18 protein-coding genes are annotated in these 14,491 nt (G+C 57.6%); 15 read left to right on the top strand and 3 right to left on the bottom strand.

Features of this window, described 5'->3' with window-relative positions:
- The first annotated feature begins 51 nt into the window (after positions 1-51).
- From hemC to IFT53_RS13595, 6 genes are all read left to right on the top strand, one after another.
- A complete protein-coding gene (gene hemC, locus IFT53_RS13620; protein ID WP_192065347.1) occupies positions 52-981 on the top strand; it encodes a hydroxymethylbilane synthase in 930 nt (309 codons plus the stop codon).
- Between the two features lie 2 nt (positions 982-983).
- Complete coding sequence (locus IFT53_RS13615; protein WP_192065345.1) at positions 984-1,727, top strand: uroporphyrinogen-III synthase; 744 nt, start codon at positions 984-986, stop codon at positions 1,725-1,727.
- 72 nt (positions 1,728-1,799) lie between these two features.
- Positions 1,800-3,188, top strand: coding sequence for a COG4223 family protein (locus IFT53_RS13610; protein ID WP_192065344.1), 1,389 nt, complete (start codon positions 1,800-1,802; stop codon positions 3,186-3,188).
- Between the two features lie 3 nt (positions 3,189-3,191).
- The gene (locus IFT53_RS13605) at positions 3,192-4,799 is read left to right on the top strand and encodes a heme biosynthesis protein HemY (RefSeq protein ID WP_192065342.1); all 1,608 of its coding nucleotides are present in this window, start codon (positions 3,192-3,194) and stop codon (positions 4,797-4,799) included.
- An 18-nt stretch (positions 4,800-4,817) separates the two neighbouring features.
- On the top strand, positions 4,818-5,309 hold the full coding sequence (locus IFT53_RS13600; RefSeq protein WP_042620039.1) for a tellurite resistance TerB family protein: 492 nt from the start codon (positions 4,818-4,820) through the stop codon (positions 5,307-5,309).
- A gap of 176 nt (positions 5,310-5,485) precedes the next feature.
- Positions 5,486-5,776, top strand: a complete 291-nt coding sequence (locus IFT53_RS13595; RefSeq protein WP_244656326.1) for a YggT family protein — start codon at positions 5,486-5,488, stop codon at positions 5,774-5,776.
- Between the two features lie 83 nt (positions 5,777-5,859).
- On the opposite strand, the gene ppa is transcribed toward IFT53_RS13595, so the two are convergent.
- Complete coding sequence (gene ppa, locus IFT53_RS13590) at positions 5,860-6,393, bottom strand: inorganic diphosphatase (RefSeq protein WP_192065338.1); 534 nt, start codon at positions 6,391-6,393, stop codon at positions 5,860-5,862.
- Between the two features lie 159 nt (positions 6,394-6,552).
- The gene (locus IFT53_RS13585; protein WP_192065336.1) at positions 6,553-6,789 is read right to left on the bottom strand and encodes a hypothetical protein; all 237 of its coding nucleotides are present in this window, start codon (positions 6,787-6,789) and stop codon (positions 6,553-6,555) included.
- 111 nt (positions 6,790-6,900) lie between these two features.
- Between IFT53_RS13585 and IFT53_RS13580 the strand changes: the two genes are divergently transcribed.
- Both IFT53_RS13580 and IFT53_RS13575 read left to right on the top strand, forming a co-directional pair.
- Positions 6,901-7,812, top strand: a complete 912-nt coding sequence (locus IFT53_RS13580) for an HpcH/HpaI aldolase/citrate lyase family protein (protein ID WP_192065335.1) — start codon at positions 6,901-6,903, stop codon at positions 7,810-7,812.
- Positions 7,809-8,015, top strand: coding sequence for a DUF1737 domain-containing protein (locus IFT53_RS13575; RefSeq protein ID WP_042620035.1), 207 nt, complete (start codon positions 7,809-7,811; stop codon positions 8,013-8,015). Before IFT53_RS13580 ends, IFT53_RS13575 begins: the two co-directional genes overlap by 4 nt.
- 28 nt (positions 8,016-8,043) lie before the next feature.
- On the opposite strand, the gene IFT53_RS13570 is transcribed toward IFT53_RS13575, so the two are convergent.
- Positions 8,044-8,484, bottom strand: coding sequence for a metallopeptidase family protein (locus tag IFT53_RS13570; protein WP_042620034.1), 441 nt, complete (start codon positions 8,482-8,484; stop codon positions 8,044-8,046).
- A 328-nt stretch (positions 8,485-8,812) separates the two neighbouring features.
- On the opposite strand from IFT53_RS13570, the gene rplU reads away from it, so the two are divergent.
- From rplU to IFT53_RS13535, 7 genes are all read left to right on the top strand, one after another.
- Positions 8,813-9,127 carry a 50S ribosomal protein L21 gene (gene rplU, locus IFT53_RS13565; protein WP_042620033.1) on the top strand — a complete coding sequence of 105 codons (315 nt, stop codon included), beginning with the start codon at positions 8,813-8,815 and terminating at the stop codon, positions 9,125-9,127.
- Positions 9,128-9,168: 41 nt separating this feature from the next.
- Positions 9,169-9,438 (top strand): 50S ribosomal protein L27, encoded by a 270-nt coding sequence (gene rpmA, locus IFT53_RS13560; RefSeq protein WP_042620032.1) that lies wholly within the window; start codon positions 9,169-9,171, stop codon positions 9,436-9,438.
- Positions 9,439-9,567: 129 nt separating this feature from the next.
- Positions 9,568-10,200: a GNAT family N-acetyltransferase gene (locus IFT53_RS13555; RefSeq protein WP_192065333.1), complete on the top strand. Its 633-nt coding sequence runs from the start codon at positions 9,568-9,570 to the stop codon at positions 10,198-10,200.
- Positions 10,197-10,772 (top strand): GNAT family N-acetyltransferase, encoded by a 576-nt coding sequence (locus IFT53_RS13550; protein ID WP_192065331.1) that lies wholly within the window; start codon positions 10,197-10,199, stop codon positions 10,770-10,772. Before IFT53_RS13555 ends, IFT53_RS13550 begins: the two co-directional genes overlap by 4 nt.
- Positions 10,773-10,949: 177 nt before the next feature.
- Positions 10,950-12,017 (top strand): GTPase ObgE, encoded by a 1,068-nt coding sequence (obgE, locus tag IFT53_RS13545; RefSeq protein WP_042620029.1) that lies wholly within the window; start codon positions 10,950-10,952, stop codon positions 12,015-12,017.
- Positions 12,014-13,183 carry a glutamate 5-kinase gene (gene proB, locus IFT53_RS13540; protein ID WP_192065329.1) on the top strand — a complete coding sequence of 390 codons (1,170 nt, stop codon included), beginning with the start codon at positions 12,014-12,016 and terminating at the stop codon, positions 13,181-13,183. The genes obgE and proB overlap by 4 nt, the downstream gene beginning before the upstream one ends.
- Positions 13,176-14,462 carry a glutamate-5-semialdehyde dehydrogenase gene (locus tag IFT53_RS13535; protein WP_192065327.1) on the top strand — a complete coding sequence of 429 codons (1,287 nt, stop codon included), beginning with the start codon at positions 13,176-13,178 and terminating at the stop codon, positions 14,460-14,462. The genes proB and IFT53_RS13535 overlap by 8 nt, the downstream gene beginning before the upstream one ends.
- Positions 14,463-14,491 lie beyond the last annotated feature (29 nt).

Genomic DNA, 14,491 nt, shown 5'->3' with positions numbered 1-14,491 from the left:
TGTTTCAGAAACTTGGGTACGAACACACCCGGTAACAATGGATAGAAGCGGATGCAAACAAAACCTTTCCGAATCGGCACACGCGGCAGCCCCCTTGCGCTGGTGCAGGCCATCGAGACCCGTGACCGGCTGATGGCTGCCCACGGTCTGCCGCAGGATATGTTCGAAATCGTGCCGCTTTCCACAAAAGGCGACCGCGTAACGGACCGCCCTCTGTCTGAAATCGGCGGCAAGGGCCTGTTTACAGAAGAGCTGGAAAACCAGCTTCTGTCGGGAGATCTCGATTTTGCGGTCCACTGCGCCAAGGACATGTCGACGCGGCTGCCCGACGGCCTGCATCTTTCCGCCTATCTCCCACGCGAAGATGTCCGCGATGCCTTCATCGGCCGGACCGCACCAAAATTGCTGGAACTGCCCCACGCAGCCACCGTCGGCTCGGCCTCGCTTCGTCGCCAGTCGCTCATCCGCCGCCTGCGGCCTGATATCAACGTCATCATTTTCCGAGGGCTGGTGGATACCCGCCTGCGCAAGCTGGAAGATGGCATGGCTGATGCAACCCTGCTGGCGCTGGCTGGCCTCAACAGGCTTGGAAAGCAGACGGTCCCGACTGAGGTGCTGGATGCCAGAGAATTCCCGCCCGCACCCGGCCAGGGCGCCATCGCGCTCGAAACCCGCATTGGCGATACGCGTATCGAGAAACTTTTGGCTCCCATCGATCACCGCGAAACCAGCGATGCGGTGACATGTGAACGGGCTTTTCTGGCCGCACTGGATGGTTCCTGCCGCACGCCGATTGCCGGTTATGCTACCTGCGACGGCGATATGCTGCACTTCCACGGCCTGATCCTGACCCCAGACGGCCAGACCGAGCATGGCGTGGAGGTTTCCGGCAAACGCGCAGATGCCGAAACCCTTGGCTTTACGGCAGGAGAAAAGGTGCGTGCAGCGGCTGGCAGTGGTTTCTTCGAAAGCTGGACCTGACCATGCGCGTCGTCGTCACCCGCCCGGAAAAATCGGGGCTGAAGACGGCAGAGCTTTTGCGCGCACGTGGCCATAACCCCATCCTGTTGCCGTTGACAGCCCCCGTTTACGACTCCGAAGCCGCGACTGCGGCTTTGGCCAGAGAACCGGCTTATCTGGCCGTCACAAGTGCAGAGGCCATTCGGGCACTTGTGAACGCTGGCGCTGATCTCTCGGCAAGTCTGCAAAAGCCTATCTTCGTTGTTGGACAAGCATCCGCATTGGCAGCACGCGACGCGGGCTTTCAAACCATCATCGCAGGCGAAAGTGACGGCGCAGCACTTGCGCAGTTGATCGCGGAGAAAACCCGAAACGATGTGAGCCAGCCCGGTACGATTTGCTATCTGGCAGGCTCGCCGCGAGACGCGGGCTTCGAACAGGCGCTGAATGCTTTGAATGTGCCGTTTGAGACCGCTGAGATCTACCAGATGCGGCAGATAGCATGGCAGCCAACACAGCTTAAGGCGCGGCTGACCGACCAGCCAATCGACGCCGTCCTGTTCTATTCAAGCGAGGCAGTGCGGATATTTTTCGCGCTGTTGGAGAATGAGGGACGTCTCGCCCCATTGCGTCAATCACGAATGATCTGCATCAGCGCTAAGGTCCTTTCCCACGTCCCTGAGGCATTCCGCAGCTGCGCATATGCCAGCGCTGAGCCGAACGAGTCTCAGATGTTTGATCTTCTTGAACGAAAAGCGGGAACCTAATTCCCTCGAGCCCCTTTCCTTTGCCGTTATCACTGACTAGGTTTAATGAAATGCAGGCAGAATGAGGTTGTCATGGTAACGGGAAAACCGCCACGCCACTCCAAGTCCACCGCTGAGCCGGTCACCATTGACCTGGACGCAAAGGACGTGAAGGATATCGGCAAGGAAAAAGACACAGCATCTCTGGAAGCTCCGGTTACAACTGGATCTGAGGCGGACAAGACACCTCCGGCACCAGCAAATGCCGGGTCTGAAACGCAGGCTCCCAAGCCGGTCTGGGATGATGCCGCGAAAAAACCGATAGAGCCAGAACCCAATCTCCCCAAGACTTCTGACGCTCCAAAGTCTGGCGAGACGAAGGCAGAACCGCCTGCCAAGGAACCCACTGAGAAGAAGAGCACTGTCCCACCCGTGACAGGTGCGTCCTTCAAATCCGACAAGACGACCGCTCAGCCCCCCAAAGCCGAAGCGCAGAAGCCTGCGGCAGACAGCAAGCCATTCACACCGCCATCCTCCGACACTAAACGCAGCGACACAAGCCGCAGCGGCGGCAGCTCCGGCCTCCTCGCTGCCGGCATCGTCGGAGGACTGATTGCACTTCTGGCGGCTGGCAGCATGCAATATGCTGGCTATCTTCCTTCGGCTACGTCAGACACTGGTTCGTCAGACGAACTGACGTCTCTCAAGGCAGAGGTTGCCAATCTGCGCCAGCAAATGGCGAGCGCACAGCCCGCCGCAGCAGACACATCTGCTCTAGAGACTCGCCTTGCAGCGCTGGAAAGCTCTATCGCATCCGGCGGCAGCGATGTCGCGGACAAGCTGGCATCGCTTGAATCGACGGTTTCGACACTTCAATCTGAGAAGGCAGCGCAAGATACGGCCAATGCCGACCTGACGCGCCGTCTGGGCGAAGCGGAAACCAAGATCAACGAGCCCCGCGACGATATTGAGGTTGCCCGCGCCATTGCCTCAGCTGGCCTGAAAGCGGCCATTGATCGCGGTGGGCCGTTCCTCACCGAACTCGACACGCTCTCTCGCGTCACGCCGGATGATCCGGCCATCCAGTCACTCAAGCCTTTTGCCGCTACGGGCGTTCCTTCGCGGTCGGAGCTGACGCGCGAATTTCCTGATGTTGCCAACGCCATGCTCGCTTCGCTCGACCAGACAGACCCCAATCAGGGCATTATCGATCGTCTCGCGGAAAGTGCGCTGTCGCTCGTCAAGGTCCGGCCCGTGGGAAATGTTGAAGGTGAAGGCGCAGACGCCAAGATTGCGCGCATCGAAGACAAGCTCCGCAATGGCGACCTGAAGGGGGCAGCACTCGAATGGGATGGACTAGCTGAACCTGCCAAAGTCGCAGCAGCGAAGTTCAAGACATCGCTCGATGCCCGTATTCAGGTCGAAGACCTGGTGGGCGGCACGCTGACGCGCGCCATCAACAGCACCGGGCAGCAGGGGTAAGACATGGCAAAGATCATCAGTTTCGTCGTCATCGTCCTAGTGATCGGCTTCGGCTTCTCTTGGCTGGCAGATCGCCCCGGCGTGCTTTCCATCGTCTGGCAAGGCCAACTGATCGAGATGAGCCTTATGGTGGCCGCCTCGATCGTTGCAGCCCTCATCGCAACCGTGATGATTAGCTGGTGGCTTTTCAACACCGTCTGGAATTCGCCGCACGCCGCACGGCGCTATTTCCGTTCCCGTAAACGGGATCGCGGATATCAGGCACTGTCAACCGGCTTGATAGCAGCTGGCGCAGGCAATGCCCTTCTGGCCCGCAAGATGACAGCGCGCACCCAAGGGCTTTTGAATGCAGATCAGGAACCGCTGATCCATCTGTTGGAAGCGCAGGCCGATCTCATCGAAGGCAAGTACGACGCTGCCCGCCGCAAATTCGAAGCCATGGCGCAGGATCCGGAAACCCGCGAGCTTGGACTTCGTGGCCTCTACATGGAAGCCCGCCGCCAGGGCGCCAATGAGGCCGCACTGGAATATGCCGCGACCGCCGCAGAAAATGCGCCATACCTGCCTTGGGCAGCACAGGCCACGCTGGAAAGCAAATCCCGCAATGGTGAGTGGGACGATGCGATCCGGCTGCTCGATCAACAAAAGGCAGCGGGCGTTCTGGAACGTGGCGATGCTGAGCGGCTTAAGGCCGTGCTGTTGACGGCGAAAGCGGAAGAGAAATTCGAAAGCGACCCGAAAGCGGCCCGCGAGGACGCAAAGCATGCACTGAAACTCGCCAAGGGGCTGGTCCCCGCCGCGCTTGTGGCAGCAAAGTCCTATCTGCGTGAAGATAATCTGCGCAAAGCGGCTTCCGTGCTTGAGCCCGTCTGGAAAATCGCACCTCACCCGCAGATTGCCCAGCTTTACGTGCGCGCCCGCAGCGGTGATACCGCCGTTGACCGATTGAAGCGGGCCGAGCGCCTTGAAAGCTTGAAGCCCAACAATGTCGAAGCACTTTTCATCGTTGCACAGGCTGCACTCGACACGCAGGACTTTGCCCGCGCCCGTGCAAAGGCCGAGGCCGCAGCGCGCATAGAACCGCGCGAGAGCACCTTCCTGCTGCTTGCCGATATTGAAGAAGCGGAAACTGGCGATCAGGGCCGCATACGCCACTGGATGGCGCAGGCGCTGCGCGCTCCGAAAGACCACGCCTGGGTCGCGGATGGCGTCGTATCGGAAAAATGGCTGGCAGTTTCACCTGTCAACGGTCGTCTTGATGCGTTCGAGTGGAAAATACCCTTCGGCCAACTCGATGGTGCGGTTGAAGGAGTGACGGTAGACCATGCGCTCTCATCCCTGCCTGAGATCGTCATCAATGAAAAACACGATAGCATCTCGGAAGTACCCGTTGTGGCCAAGCCCGCCGTCCCTGTTGCAGAGGCCGCGAAAGGCAAACCCGTTACAGTGGTCACAACTGATCGTGCGGAAGAGGTTCAGCCCCTCACTGGCGAGGCAAAGCCCAAGCCAAAGACGGAGCCAGTACCCTTCTTTGGTGGGCTACCGGATGATCCCGGCGTCAAGAAGCCAGGTCGCCAGCCGGACGAGAAAACCCGCCTCAATTTGTTTTGATCGATTTCAAGGAAAATCATGTTCGATCGCATCCAGTCATTTTTCCAGAACCTTGGCCAGAGCGGATCGTCAAAGGACTTCGCTCCTGACGATTTGAGGGTCGCAGTTGCCGCACTCTGTTATCAGGTGATGGAAGCCGATGGCACGGTGTCCGATGTCGAGCGTCGGCGTTTGCGCGAACTGCTTCAGGAGCACTACAAGCTGAGCGCCGGCAACCTCGATGCCTTAATGGATGCCGGACGTGAGGCAGGAAGCGAGGCGGTCGATTACTACCGCTTCACAGCCGACATCAACCGCCACCTTGACGAAGACCAGCGCATCGAACTCATCGGCATTCTCTGGGATATCGTCTATGCCGATGGTGAGCGCAACGAGATGGAAGATCACGTCATCTGGCGCGTGGCCGACCTTCTGGGCGTGTCCGTCAGGGACCGCGTCTTGCAACGCCAGCAAGCCGCAACCCATGTGAACATTTCAGACGAAAATGAACATCAGAAAGATACCGTCTGACCGTGCAAGCACTGTGATTTGCTAACGACGGCTGCTGCAGAGGCGAGCGCGCCTGCGTCTATAGCTTGACGATTTCGTAACGGTGTAAAGGCATGAAAAGCCTTGCCGACCAACGGCCACTTGCCGGTTGGCGTGCGAATGACTAAATGTCATCCAACAACGATATGGAGACATTGATGCTTGCCCTGTTTCAGACAATCGATCTGGCTTTGAACCTTTATACCTGGGTGCTGATCCTCAGTGCCATTTTCTCCTGGCTCTATGCCTTCAATGTCATCAATTCTTCGAACCAATTCGTCAGCGCGATTGGCAGCTTTCTTTACAATGTCACTGAACCCGCGCTGAGACCTATCCGCCGCATCATGCCGAACCTCGGTGGCATCGATATTTCGCCTATCATCCTGCTGCTTCTGATTTTCTTCATCCGCTCGCTGATGTGGAACACGATCTATCCGCTGGTCGCCTAATTCGTCCCTATCGACATAAAAAATCCTCCGGATCGATACGACCCGGAGGATTTGTCATTTGAACTGATGTTTGAAGGCTTAAATCAAGCCTGCGCCTTGTAGCGCTCGATGGCTTCAACGATGAGCTTCTTGGCGACGTCGACATTCTGCCAACCGCCCATCTTCACCCACTTGCCGGGCTCCAGATCCTTGTAGTGCTCGAAGAAGTGCTCGATCTGCTTCAGCGTGATTTCAGGCAGGTCCGTGTAGTTCTGGACCTTGTCGTAGCGCTGCGTCAGCTTTGGCGCAGGAACGGCCAGGATCTTCTCGTCCTTGCCGCCATCGTCTTCCATGATCATCACGCCGATTGGGCGGACGTTGATCACGCAGCCAGGAACCAGAGGACGGGTGTTGCAGATCAACACGTCGATTGGATCGCCATCTTCAGACAGGGTGTGCGGCACGAAGCCATAGTTACCCGGATAGGTCATCGGTGTGTAGAGGAAACGGTCAACGACGAGCGCGCCAGCTTCCTTGTCCATCTCGTACTTGATCGGGTGGCCACCAACAGGAACCTCCACGATCACATTGATATCGTCTGGCGGGTTCTTGCCGATAGAAATAGCATCGATACGCATTCGGTTTCCCTCGATTAGGTGGGTTGAACTGCCATGTCGATACTGGGAAAGTCGACGCTTTGCAACATAAGCGTCAACTAAGAGCACGATTATTGCATGATTCACGCTTCTGAAACGGGCTCTGTTAAGAGCCCGTCGAGCGACAACAATCGAGAGATATCAAAGATCGATGATGGTACCGCGACCGTCATTCCACACGCGCATGTTCTGCTGTTCGCGGTGGCGCGGGTTGACGCGGATGGGGGCCGGTTTGAGGCGCGCAGAGAACAGGCGCACCGCGCTGAACACTGCGAGGACACCAACGAGCGCGACCGTCAAGGAGGCGGTGAAGAGTGCGGCCAAAGCCAGAATTGCGATGCTGGAAGCCGCGAAGAAGAATGTACGAATGCCCTGCATGATCCAAACCTTTCTGTCCAGACGAATGTGGCCCTTCTTTGCGCTGCTTGCAAGAGGATGCACACCGCCTATCTGCTTGCGATTGTCACAAAAGGTTGACACAAGTGCGGCATGGCCGATTTTTATTTCAGCAATACTGTCCGCCCACGCCGATCGCTTCTGTCAGTGCCCGCTGTAAACCTGCGCGCACTTGCAAAGCTGACCTCGCTTGATTGCGACGGCGTGATTTTCGATCTGGAAGATTCCGTCGCACCTGACATGAAGGATGAGGCTCGCGCCAATCTTCTGACGGTCTTTGCGCAAACGCCGGGTCCAGCCTATGAGACCATGATACGCATCAACCCCCTCTCCACTGAGGCGGGGAAAAGTGACCTGATGGTGGCTCTCACTTGCGCGCCGGATGCTATCCTGCTTCCTAAGGTGGAGCAGCTTTCGCACATTCAGGATGTGGCCGATGCGCTGGCAGAAGCCGACGCCCCCGAAGGCCTCAAGATCTGGGCGATGATCGAAACGCCGAAAGGCGTGCTGAACGTCGCAGCCATAGCCGAAGCCTCCCACACGCAAGGGTCACGGCTTGGTGGCTTCGTGGTTGGCCTCAATGATCTGCGCAAGGAAACCCGCGTTCCCCTCGATCCTGGCCGCACCTATCTGGTGCCCTGGTTGATGCAGACGGTACTGGCCGCCCGCGCCTACGGGCTTGAGGTCATCGACAGCGTTTGCAACGAATTCCGGGACCTCGATGCCTTCGCCGCAGAATGCGAGCAGGGCCGCGCCATGGGTTTTGATGGCAAGATGCTGATCCATCCGGCCCAGATCGAGGCGGCAAACCGGGCATTTGCGCCCGATGAGCAGGCATTGACGGAGGCGCGCGAGGTGATTGCGGCTTTCGCAGATCCCGAATCTGTGGGATTGAACGTCATCAACTCCAATGGACGGATGATCGAGCGACTGCATGTCGAGCCGGCTGAACGGCTGGTGGCGATGGCTGAGATCATCGCCCGAAGAAAGGCAGAGAAAGCATGAAAGTCTATCGTTTCATCACCGGCCCTGACGACTCCAAGTTTTGTCATCGCGTCACCGAAGCGCTCAACAAGGGTTGGGAACTTGCGGGATCACCGACCTACGCCTTCAATGCGGCAACAGGCGTCATGCATTGCGGACAGCCGGTGATTAAGACCGTTGAAGGCAAGGAATATCACCCGGATATGAAGTTGGGCGAGCAATAGGCTTCAATCTGGCAACAAGAGCGATGGATCAACGATCCGTCGCTTCCTCATCCGCACCTTCCTCGATGCGTTCCATGTCGTCATCTGACAGACCGAAATGATGGCCGATTTCATGGATCAGCACGTGGGTGATGATATCGCCCAGCGTCTCCTCATTTTCGGCCCAGTAATCCAGAATCGGCCGACGATAGAGGATGATCCGGTTGACCATCTCACCAGTGTCCATGGTGAAGCGTTCTGAAATGCCACGCCCTTCGAACAGGCCAAGCAGATCGAATGGCGTCTCGAGCGCCATGTCCTCGAACACCTCATCGGTCGGGAAATCCGCGATCTCGATGATCAGGTCCTTGGTCAGGGCGCGAAACTCGTCGGGCAAATGGCCATATGCCTCAATGGCAAGCGATTCAAAGGCTGAAAGTGTCGGCGCGTGGCGATCCCGCCAATCGTCGGTTTTATCAATGCGGGCCATTTCTGCTCCTTGTTGAGAGGCCCATATAAACCCTCGTCAATCAAATTTCGAGGCCTGTTTGCCACAACTGTGAAAATCCGATGAGATTCTCGCCCGAAAGCCATGTTTTCAACCTCTGGACGACCTTGACAGAAATAGGCTTCTCGCGTATCCCGCAACCAAATTGAAGGCGTATTCCGTCTTCCGTTCACACCGCCTTTTAAAAAGCGGTTTCACCGGCCTGGGTTTCAAGAGGCATTGAAGCTTCGCATCCAGGCTACTCGACTGATAAAAAGACGGCCAGACCGCATTTGCGGGCAGAGCCGGAACGAACATGAAAGGGTAAAAAATGTTCGCAGTCATCAAGACCGGCGGTAAGCAGTACCGTGTAGCGGCCAACGACGTGCTCACAATTGAAAAGTTGGAAGCAGAAGCTGGCGCAACAGTAGAATTCACCGAAGTTCTCGTGATCGGCGTTGGCGCTGACGCACAGTTCGGCGCTCCTTTCGTTGCTGGTGCAACGGTCAAGGCTGAAGTTGTCGAACACAATCGCGGCAAGAAGGTCATCGCCTTCAAGAAGCGTCGTCGTCAGAACTCCAAGCGTACGCGCGGTCATCGTCAGCATCACACCGTCGTCCGTATCACGGACATCGTTGCAGCCTAATCGGCGCGACACGGGAAACTAGGTTTTAAAGGAGAAATCCAATGGCACATAAAAAAGCTGGTGGTTCATCGCGTAACGGTCGCGATTCGAATTCCAAGCGCCTTGGCGTGAAGAAGTTCGGCGGCGAAGCCGTCATTCCAGGCAACATTATTCTGCGTCAGCGCGGAACTCAGTGGCATCCAGGCGCCAATGTTGGCCTTGGCAAGGACCACACGATTTTCGCACTGACAGCCGGCAACGTGTCCTTCCGCTCGAAGGCAAACGGCCGCGTATACGTGTCTGTGGCACCGAAAGCCGAAGCAGCAGAATAAGCCGGTCGCGTCATATGCAGCCGGTGTCCCAATGACCCGGCTGAGACGTAACAGGTTCAGTCATAAAAAAGGGGAGTTGGGGCGCCACCCAACTCCCCTTTTTTCTTAACCTCATGGAGGGACTGAACCATGCAAGCTGAATTGTTAAGGGAAGACCAATTACGGTCACCCGAAGAACGGCCAAGGCCGGACCGGTCAAGGACCGATTGCCCTGTTTTATTATCGCAAAGGCTCGTTTTGCGCGCGCCTCACGAAGAAGACATGGACGCTCTTGCCCATCTTGCCAACAACGCCAATATTGCGACCATGGTGTCGCGTATGCCGCATCCTTACACGGCCAAAGACGCCGCGGATTTCGTGCGACGTGCGAAAGTGGGCGAGATTGGCAAGTGCGTCTATGCAATTACCCGCATGGACAACGGCGAATTCCTGGGTTGCTGCGGGCTTGAACAGCACGATGATCAGAAGACGCTCGAAATGGGATACTGGCTAGGCGAACCCCACTGGAACAAGGGCTACACCACCGAAGCCGCCCATGCCCTGATCGACATGGCTTTCCGCACACGCGACATCGAGCAGATCGATGCGCGTTGCCGCGTCACCAACATTGCCTCGCGCCGCGTCATACAAAAGTGCGGTTTCCAGCTTCAAGGTTCCGGCATGGTCGCCTCATTGGCGCTTGGCGGCATGATGCCGGTTGAATGGTACCGGCTGGACCGCAAGACATGGGTTTCGCTGCGAAGCTGGGGAGACACACGATGAGTATGGTTCACGCGACACAGCCACAACACCCGGCGACCAATGGTCAGACGATCAAAACCCGTCGGCTCGTGCTGCGTCCACAACAGCTTTCCGACGCCGGAAGCATTGCCGAGGCACTGAGCGACTTTCAGGTCGCACGGATGTTGAGACGCATTCCCGCACCCTACCATAGGCAGGACGCGCTGGAATGGTTGATCATGCGAACGGTCGGCACCGCGCCGGGGTGGGATTTCGCAATAACCTGCGCCGATGATACCCTGATCGGCGTTGTTTCCGTGGAAGAACGGGATGGCGAATGGCAACTCGGTTACTGGTTGAACCCTGCGCATTGGGGCAAGGGTTATATGACGGAAGCGGCATCGGCCGTGACGGAGCGTTTCTTCCAGCACATGCCGGACGAGACTCTTTATTCCGGCGTGTTTGCGGATAATACAGCCTCGCTGCGCGTACAGGAAAAGCTCGGCTTTCGGGTCATCGGCTGCCATGAAATCTATGCGACCTCCCGCTCGACCATGGTCACACATATCGACACTGCCGTGACCGCACGGACATTTCGATCGTCACGCGCATAGATAATATCAACAAGGCCGGTTTTTCGTGAACCGGCCTTGTGCTACAGGCTCTAAAATCACGATAATCTTTGACCTTGAGGACGCGCCCCTATATTTGGAGCGTCAGACGTTTTTTTAAAATCAAGCCCGCACATTGACTGCTGGACTTGCCACTAAGCTGACAGAACGGCCACGACGATGAAATTTCTCGATGAAGCAAAAGTCTATATCCGATCCGGTGATGGCGGCGCAGGTGCCGTTTCCTTCCGCCGCGAAAAGTTCATCGAATTCGGCGGCCCCGATGGCGGTGATGGCGGGCGCGGTGGCGACGTATGGGTAGAGGTCGTCAATGGCCTCAACACGCTGATCGATTTCCGCTTCCAGCAGCACTTCAAGGCCACCATCGGCCAGCACGGTATGGGCCAGGGACGCACTGGTGCCAAGGGTGCCAGTGTGGTGCTGCGGGTACCCGTTGGCACGCAGATTTTTGAAGAAGACAATGAAACGCTGATTATTGACCTGACCAAGGAAGGCCAGCGTTTTCGCCTGGCCGCCGGCGGTAATGGTGGCTTCGGCAATGCCTATTTCAAGTCCTCCACCAACCAAGCGCCCACGCACGCCAATCCGGGCCTTGCCGGTGAGGAGAAGATGATATGGCTTCGCCTGAAGCTGATTGCCGATGCGGGTCTGGTCGGCCTTCCCAATGCGGGAAAGTCCACATTTCTGGCTACGGTCACCCGGGCGCGGCCAAAAATAGCGAATTATCCCTTCACCACGTTGCATCCCAATCTGGGCGTAGCGACCATTGACGGGCGCGAGTTCGTGCTGGCCGATATTCCAGGCCTGATCGAAGGCGCGCATGAAGGCGTGGGCATTGGCGACCGTTTCCTCGGTCACGTTGAGCGCACCCGTGTTCTGCTGCATCTGGTTTCCGCTCAGGAAGAAAATGTCGGTAAGGCTTACAAGACCGTCAAGCGTGAGCTGGCTGCTTATGGCGGTGGGTTGACCGACAAGCCCGAAATCGTAGCCCTTTCCCAGATCGATGTGCTGGACGAAAAGGAATTGAAGAAGAAGGCGAAGGAACTGGAGAAGGCCTGTGGCCGCCCGCCGCTTCTTCTGTCTGCTGCTGCCCATATCGGCATGGTCGAAACTCTTCGCGAGCTGCGCGATATCATAGTGTCCGATAGCCGTGGCGGTGATACCGCCATGCCAGACCGCTCCATGCCGGTTGAAGACGAGCTAGAGGATGGAGACGACCGCCTATGACACCGGTGCGAAAACCGCTCGGTAGCCATCACCGCATTGTCATCAAGATCGGCTCTGCCCTTCTTGTTGACCGTGCGAGTGGCCTGAAAAAGGAATGGCTCGACGCGATCTGCGAAGATATTGCAGCGTTGAAAGCCAATGGTGCCGATGTTCAGGTCGTATCGTCAGGCGCCATCGCCCTTGGTCGCACCGTGCTTGGCCTTCCCTCCGGCGCACTGAAGCTTGAGGAAAGCCAGGCCGCAGCGGCAGTGGGTCAGATCGCTCTGGCCCGCGCATGGTCTGAAAGTCTTTCGAAGCACGAGATTGTCGCAGGTCAGATCCTGCTGACCCTTTCCGACACCGAAGAGCGCCGCCGCTATCTCAACGCCCGTGCGACGATCAACCAGCTGCTGAAAATCGGCGCTATCCCGATCATCAACGAGAACGATACGGTCGCGACCACGGAAATTCGCTATGGCGACAATGACCGGCTGGCGGCACGCGTGGCGACCATGACGGGCGCAGACCTCCTGATCTTGCTCTCGGATATTGACGGCCTCTATACGGCACCGCCGCATCTTGATCCCGATGCGCAGTTTCTGGAAACGATTGCCGAAATCACCCCCGACATCGAAGCCATGGCTGGTGGCGCAGCGTCGGAACTGTCGCGTGGTGGCATGCGCACCAAGATCGATGCGGGCAAGATTGCAACGGCTGCCGGTTGCGGCATGATCATCGCCTCCGGCAAGACGCTCAACCCGCTGAAAGCTATTGAAAGCGGAACACGTTCTTCATGGTTTGCACCTTCGGGGACGCCTGTTACGGCCCGCAAGACGTGGATTGCCGGGCAGCTTCAGCCTGTCGGCGAGTTGCATGTGGATGCCGGCGCTGAAAAGGCGCTCTATGATGGCAAAAGCCTCCTGCCCGCCGGTGTAACGCTGGTGAAGGGCAATTTCGGTCGCGGTGATGCAGTTGTCATTATCGGATCGCAAGGCCGGGAAATCGCGCGTGGTCTGGCAGGCTATGATGATGACGAAGCACGGCAGATCAATGGCCACAAGTCCACCGAGATCGAAGCGATCCTCGGCTATGTCGGTCGTGCCGCGATGATCCATCGCGACGATCTTGTGATGACGGGTGCGTCCGTCAAAGTGAAATATGCAAATAAGGATGAGGTCGATGCCTGAACAGGCCGTGAAGCAGAGCCATGATATCGAAACGCTGATGATGTCCATCGGCGCTCAGGCAAAAGCTGCTTCCCGACCGTTGTCCATTGCCAGCACCGATCAGAAAAACCGGGCTTTGCTGGCTATGGCATCTGCAATCAAGGCGTCCGAGGCGAAGATTCTCGACGCCAATGCCAAGGATGTCGCAGCCGCAGAAATTGCGGGCGTTGCCGCCTCTTTCATCGACCGTCTGAAACTGGATGCTTCGCGCATCGCCGCGATTGCCGACGGCATTCGCTCCATCGCAGCACTGCCAAACCCCGTTGGTGAGGTGATTGCGGCATGGGATCGGCCCAATGGTCTGAAGATCGAGCGTGTTCGCACGCCGCTCGGCGTTATCGGCGTCATCTATGAAAGCCGCCCGAATGTAACGGCTGACGCAGGTGCGCTTTGTCTCAAAGCCGGCAATGCGGTGATCCTGCGCGGCGGTTCGGACTCGCAATATTCATCGCGTGCCATCCACGCCTGCCTTGTGGAAGGTCTGAAGATTGCAGGCCTTCCAGAGCATGCCATCCAGCTCGTGCCGGTAACCGATCGCGCCGCTGTCGGCAGCCTTTTGGGCGGGCTTGGCGGCACGGTGGACGTCATCGTGCCCCGTGGTGGCAAGAGCCTCGTTGCTCGTGTTCAGTCGGAAGCGCGGGTACCTGTCTTTGCGCATCTTGAGGGCATCTGCCACGTCTATGTCGATAAATCGGCTGATCTGGACATGGCGCGCAAGGTGGTGCTGAACTCCAAGATGCGCCGCACCGGTATTTGTGGCTCGGCGGAAACCTTGCTCATCGATAGCGCAGCTGTCGCCACGCATCTTGCGCCGCTGGTCAAGGTGCTGATCGACGGCGGCTGTGAGGTTCGTGGATCGCAGGCCGTGCTGGATGCGGTCAGCGGCGTTACGGCTGCAACCGAGGAAGACTGGCGCACGGAATATCTGGACGCGATCATTTCTGTGGCTGTGGTTGATGGTATCTCCGGTGCCATCGCCCATATCGGCACCTATTCCTCCAACCACACCGAAGCTGTCATCGCTGAAGACCCTGAAGTCGTTGAACGTTTCTTTAACGAGATCGATTCGGCCATTCTGCTTCACAACGCCTCGACCCAATTTGCCGATGGTGGCGAGTTTGGCATGGGCGCGGAAATCGGCATTGCCACGGGCAAGATGCACGCGCGCGGGCCTGTGGGTGTGGAGCAACTGACATCGTTCAAATACCGCGTGCATGGCACCGGCCAGACACGGACCTGATATTGACCGCGGATCATGGCCTCGAAAAG

Source organism: Rhizobium sp. CFBP 13644 (assembly GCF_014842165.1).
GTDB classification, from domain to species: Bacteria; Pseudomonadota; Alphaproteobacteria; order Rhizobiales; family Rhizobiaceae; genus Agrobacterium; species Agrobacterium tumefaciens_C.
The sequence above is the reverse complement of the archived record's forward strand: the minus strand, read 5'-3'. Positions and strand labels throughout refer to the sequence as shown.

Bases quoted from the DNA above. Each gene is read 5' to 3' on its own strand.
- IFT53_RS13575 (WP_042620035.1), top strand. From the start codon at position 7,809: ATGAAAGTCTATCGTTTCATCACCGGCCCTGACGACTCCAAGTTTTGT.
- IFT53_RS13555 (WP_192065333.1), top strand. From the start codon at position 9,568: ATGCAAGCTGAATTGTTAAGGGAAGACCAATTACGGTCACCCGAAGAA.
- IFT53_RS13600 (WP_042620039.1), top strand. From the start codon at position 4,818: ATGTTCGATCGCATCCAGTCATTTTTCCAGAACCTTGGCCAGAGCGGA.
- IFT53_RS13595 (WP_244656326.1), top strand. From the start codon at position 5,486: ATGCTTGCCCTGTTTCAGACAATCGATCTGGCTTTGAACCTTTATACC.
- IFT53_RS13610 (WP_192065344.1), top strand. From the start codon at position 1,800: ATGGTAACGGGAAAACCGCCACGCCACTCCAAGTCCACCGCTGAGCCG.
- proB (WP_192065329.1), top strand. From the start codon at position 12,014: ATGACACCGGTGCGAAAACCGCTCGGTAGCCATCACCGCATTGTCATC.
- ppa (WP_192065338.1), bottom strand. From the start codon at position 6,393: ATGCGTATCGATGCTATTTCTATCGGCAAGAACCCGCCAGACGATATC.
- hemC (WP_192065347.1), top strand. From the start codon at position 52: ATGCAAACAAAACCTTTCCGAATCGGCACACGCGGCAGCCCCCTTGCG.
- rpmA (WP_042620032.1), top strand. From the start codon at position 9,169: ATGGCACATAAAAAAGCTGGTGGTTCATCGCGTAACGGTCGCGATTCG.
- rplU (WP_042620033.1), top strand. From the start codon at position 8,813: ATGTTCGCAGTCATCAAGACCGGCGGTAAGCAGTACCGTGTAGCGGCC.
- obgE (WP_042620029.1), top strand. From the start codon at position 10,950: ATGAAATTTCTCGATGAAGCAAAAGTCTATATCCGATCCGGTGATGGC.
- IFT53_RS13585 (WP_192065336.1), bottom strand. From the start codon at position 6,789: ATGCAGGGCATTCGTACATTCTTCTTCGCGGCTTCCAGCATCGCAATT.
- IFT53_RS13615 (WP_192065345.1), top strand. From the start codon at position 984: ATGCGCGTCGTCGTCACCCGCCCGGAAAAATCGGGGCTGAAGACGGCA.
- IFT53_RS13580 (WP_192065335.1), top strand. From the start codon at position 6,901: ATGGCCGATTTTTATTTCAGCAATACTGTCCGCCCACGCCGATCGCTT.
- IFT53_RS13550 (WP_192065331.1), top strand. From the start codon at position 10,197: ATGAGTATGGTTCACGCGACACAGCCACAACACCCGGCGACCAATGGT.
- IFT53_RS13535 (WP_192065327.1), top strand. From the start codon at position 13,176: ATGCCTGAACAGGCCGTGAAGCAGAGCCATGATATCGAAACGCTGATG.
- IFT53_RS13570 (WP_042620034.1), bottom strand. From the start codon at position 8,484: ATGGCCCGCATTGATAAAACCGACGATTGGCGGGATCGCCACGCGCCG.
- IFT53_RS13605 (WP_192065342.1), top strand. From the start codon at position 3,192: ATGGCAAAGATCATCAGTTTCGTCGTCATCGTCCTAGTGATCGGCTTC.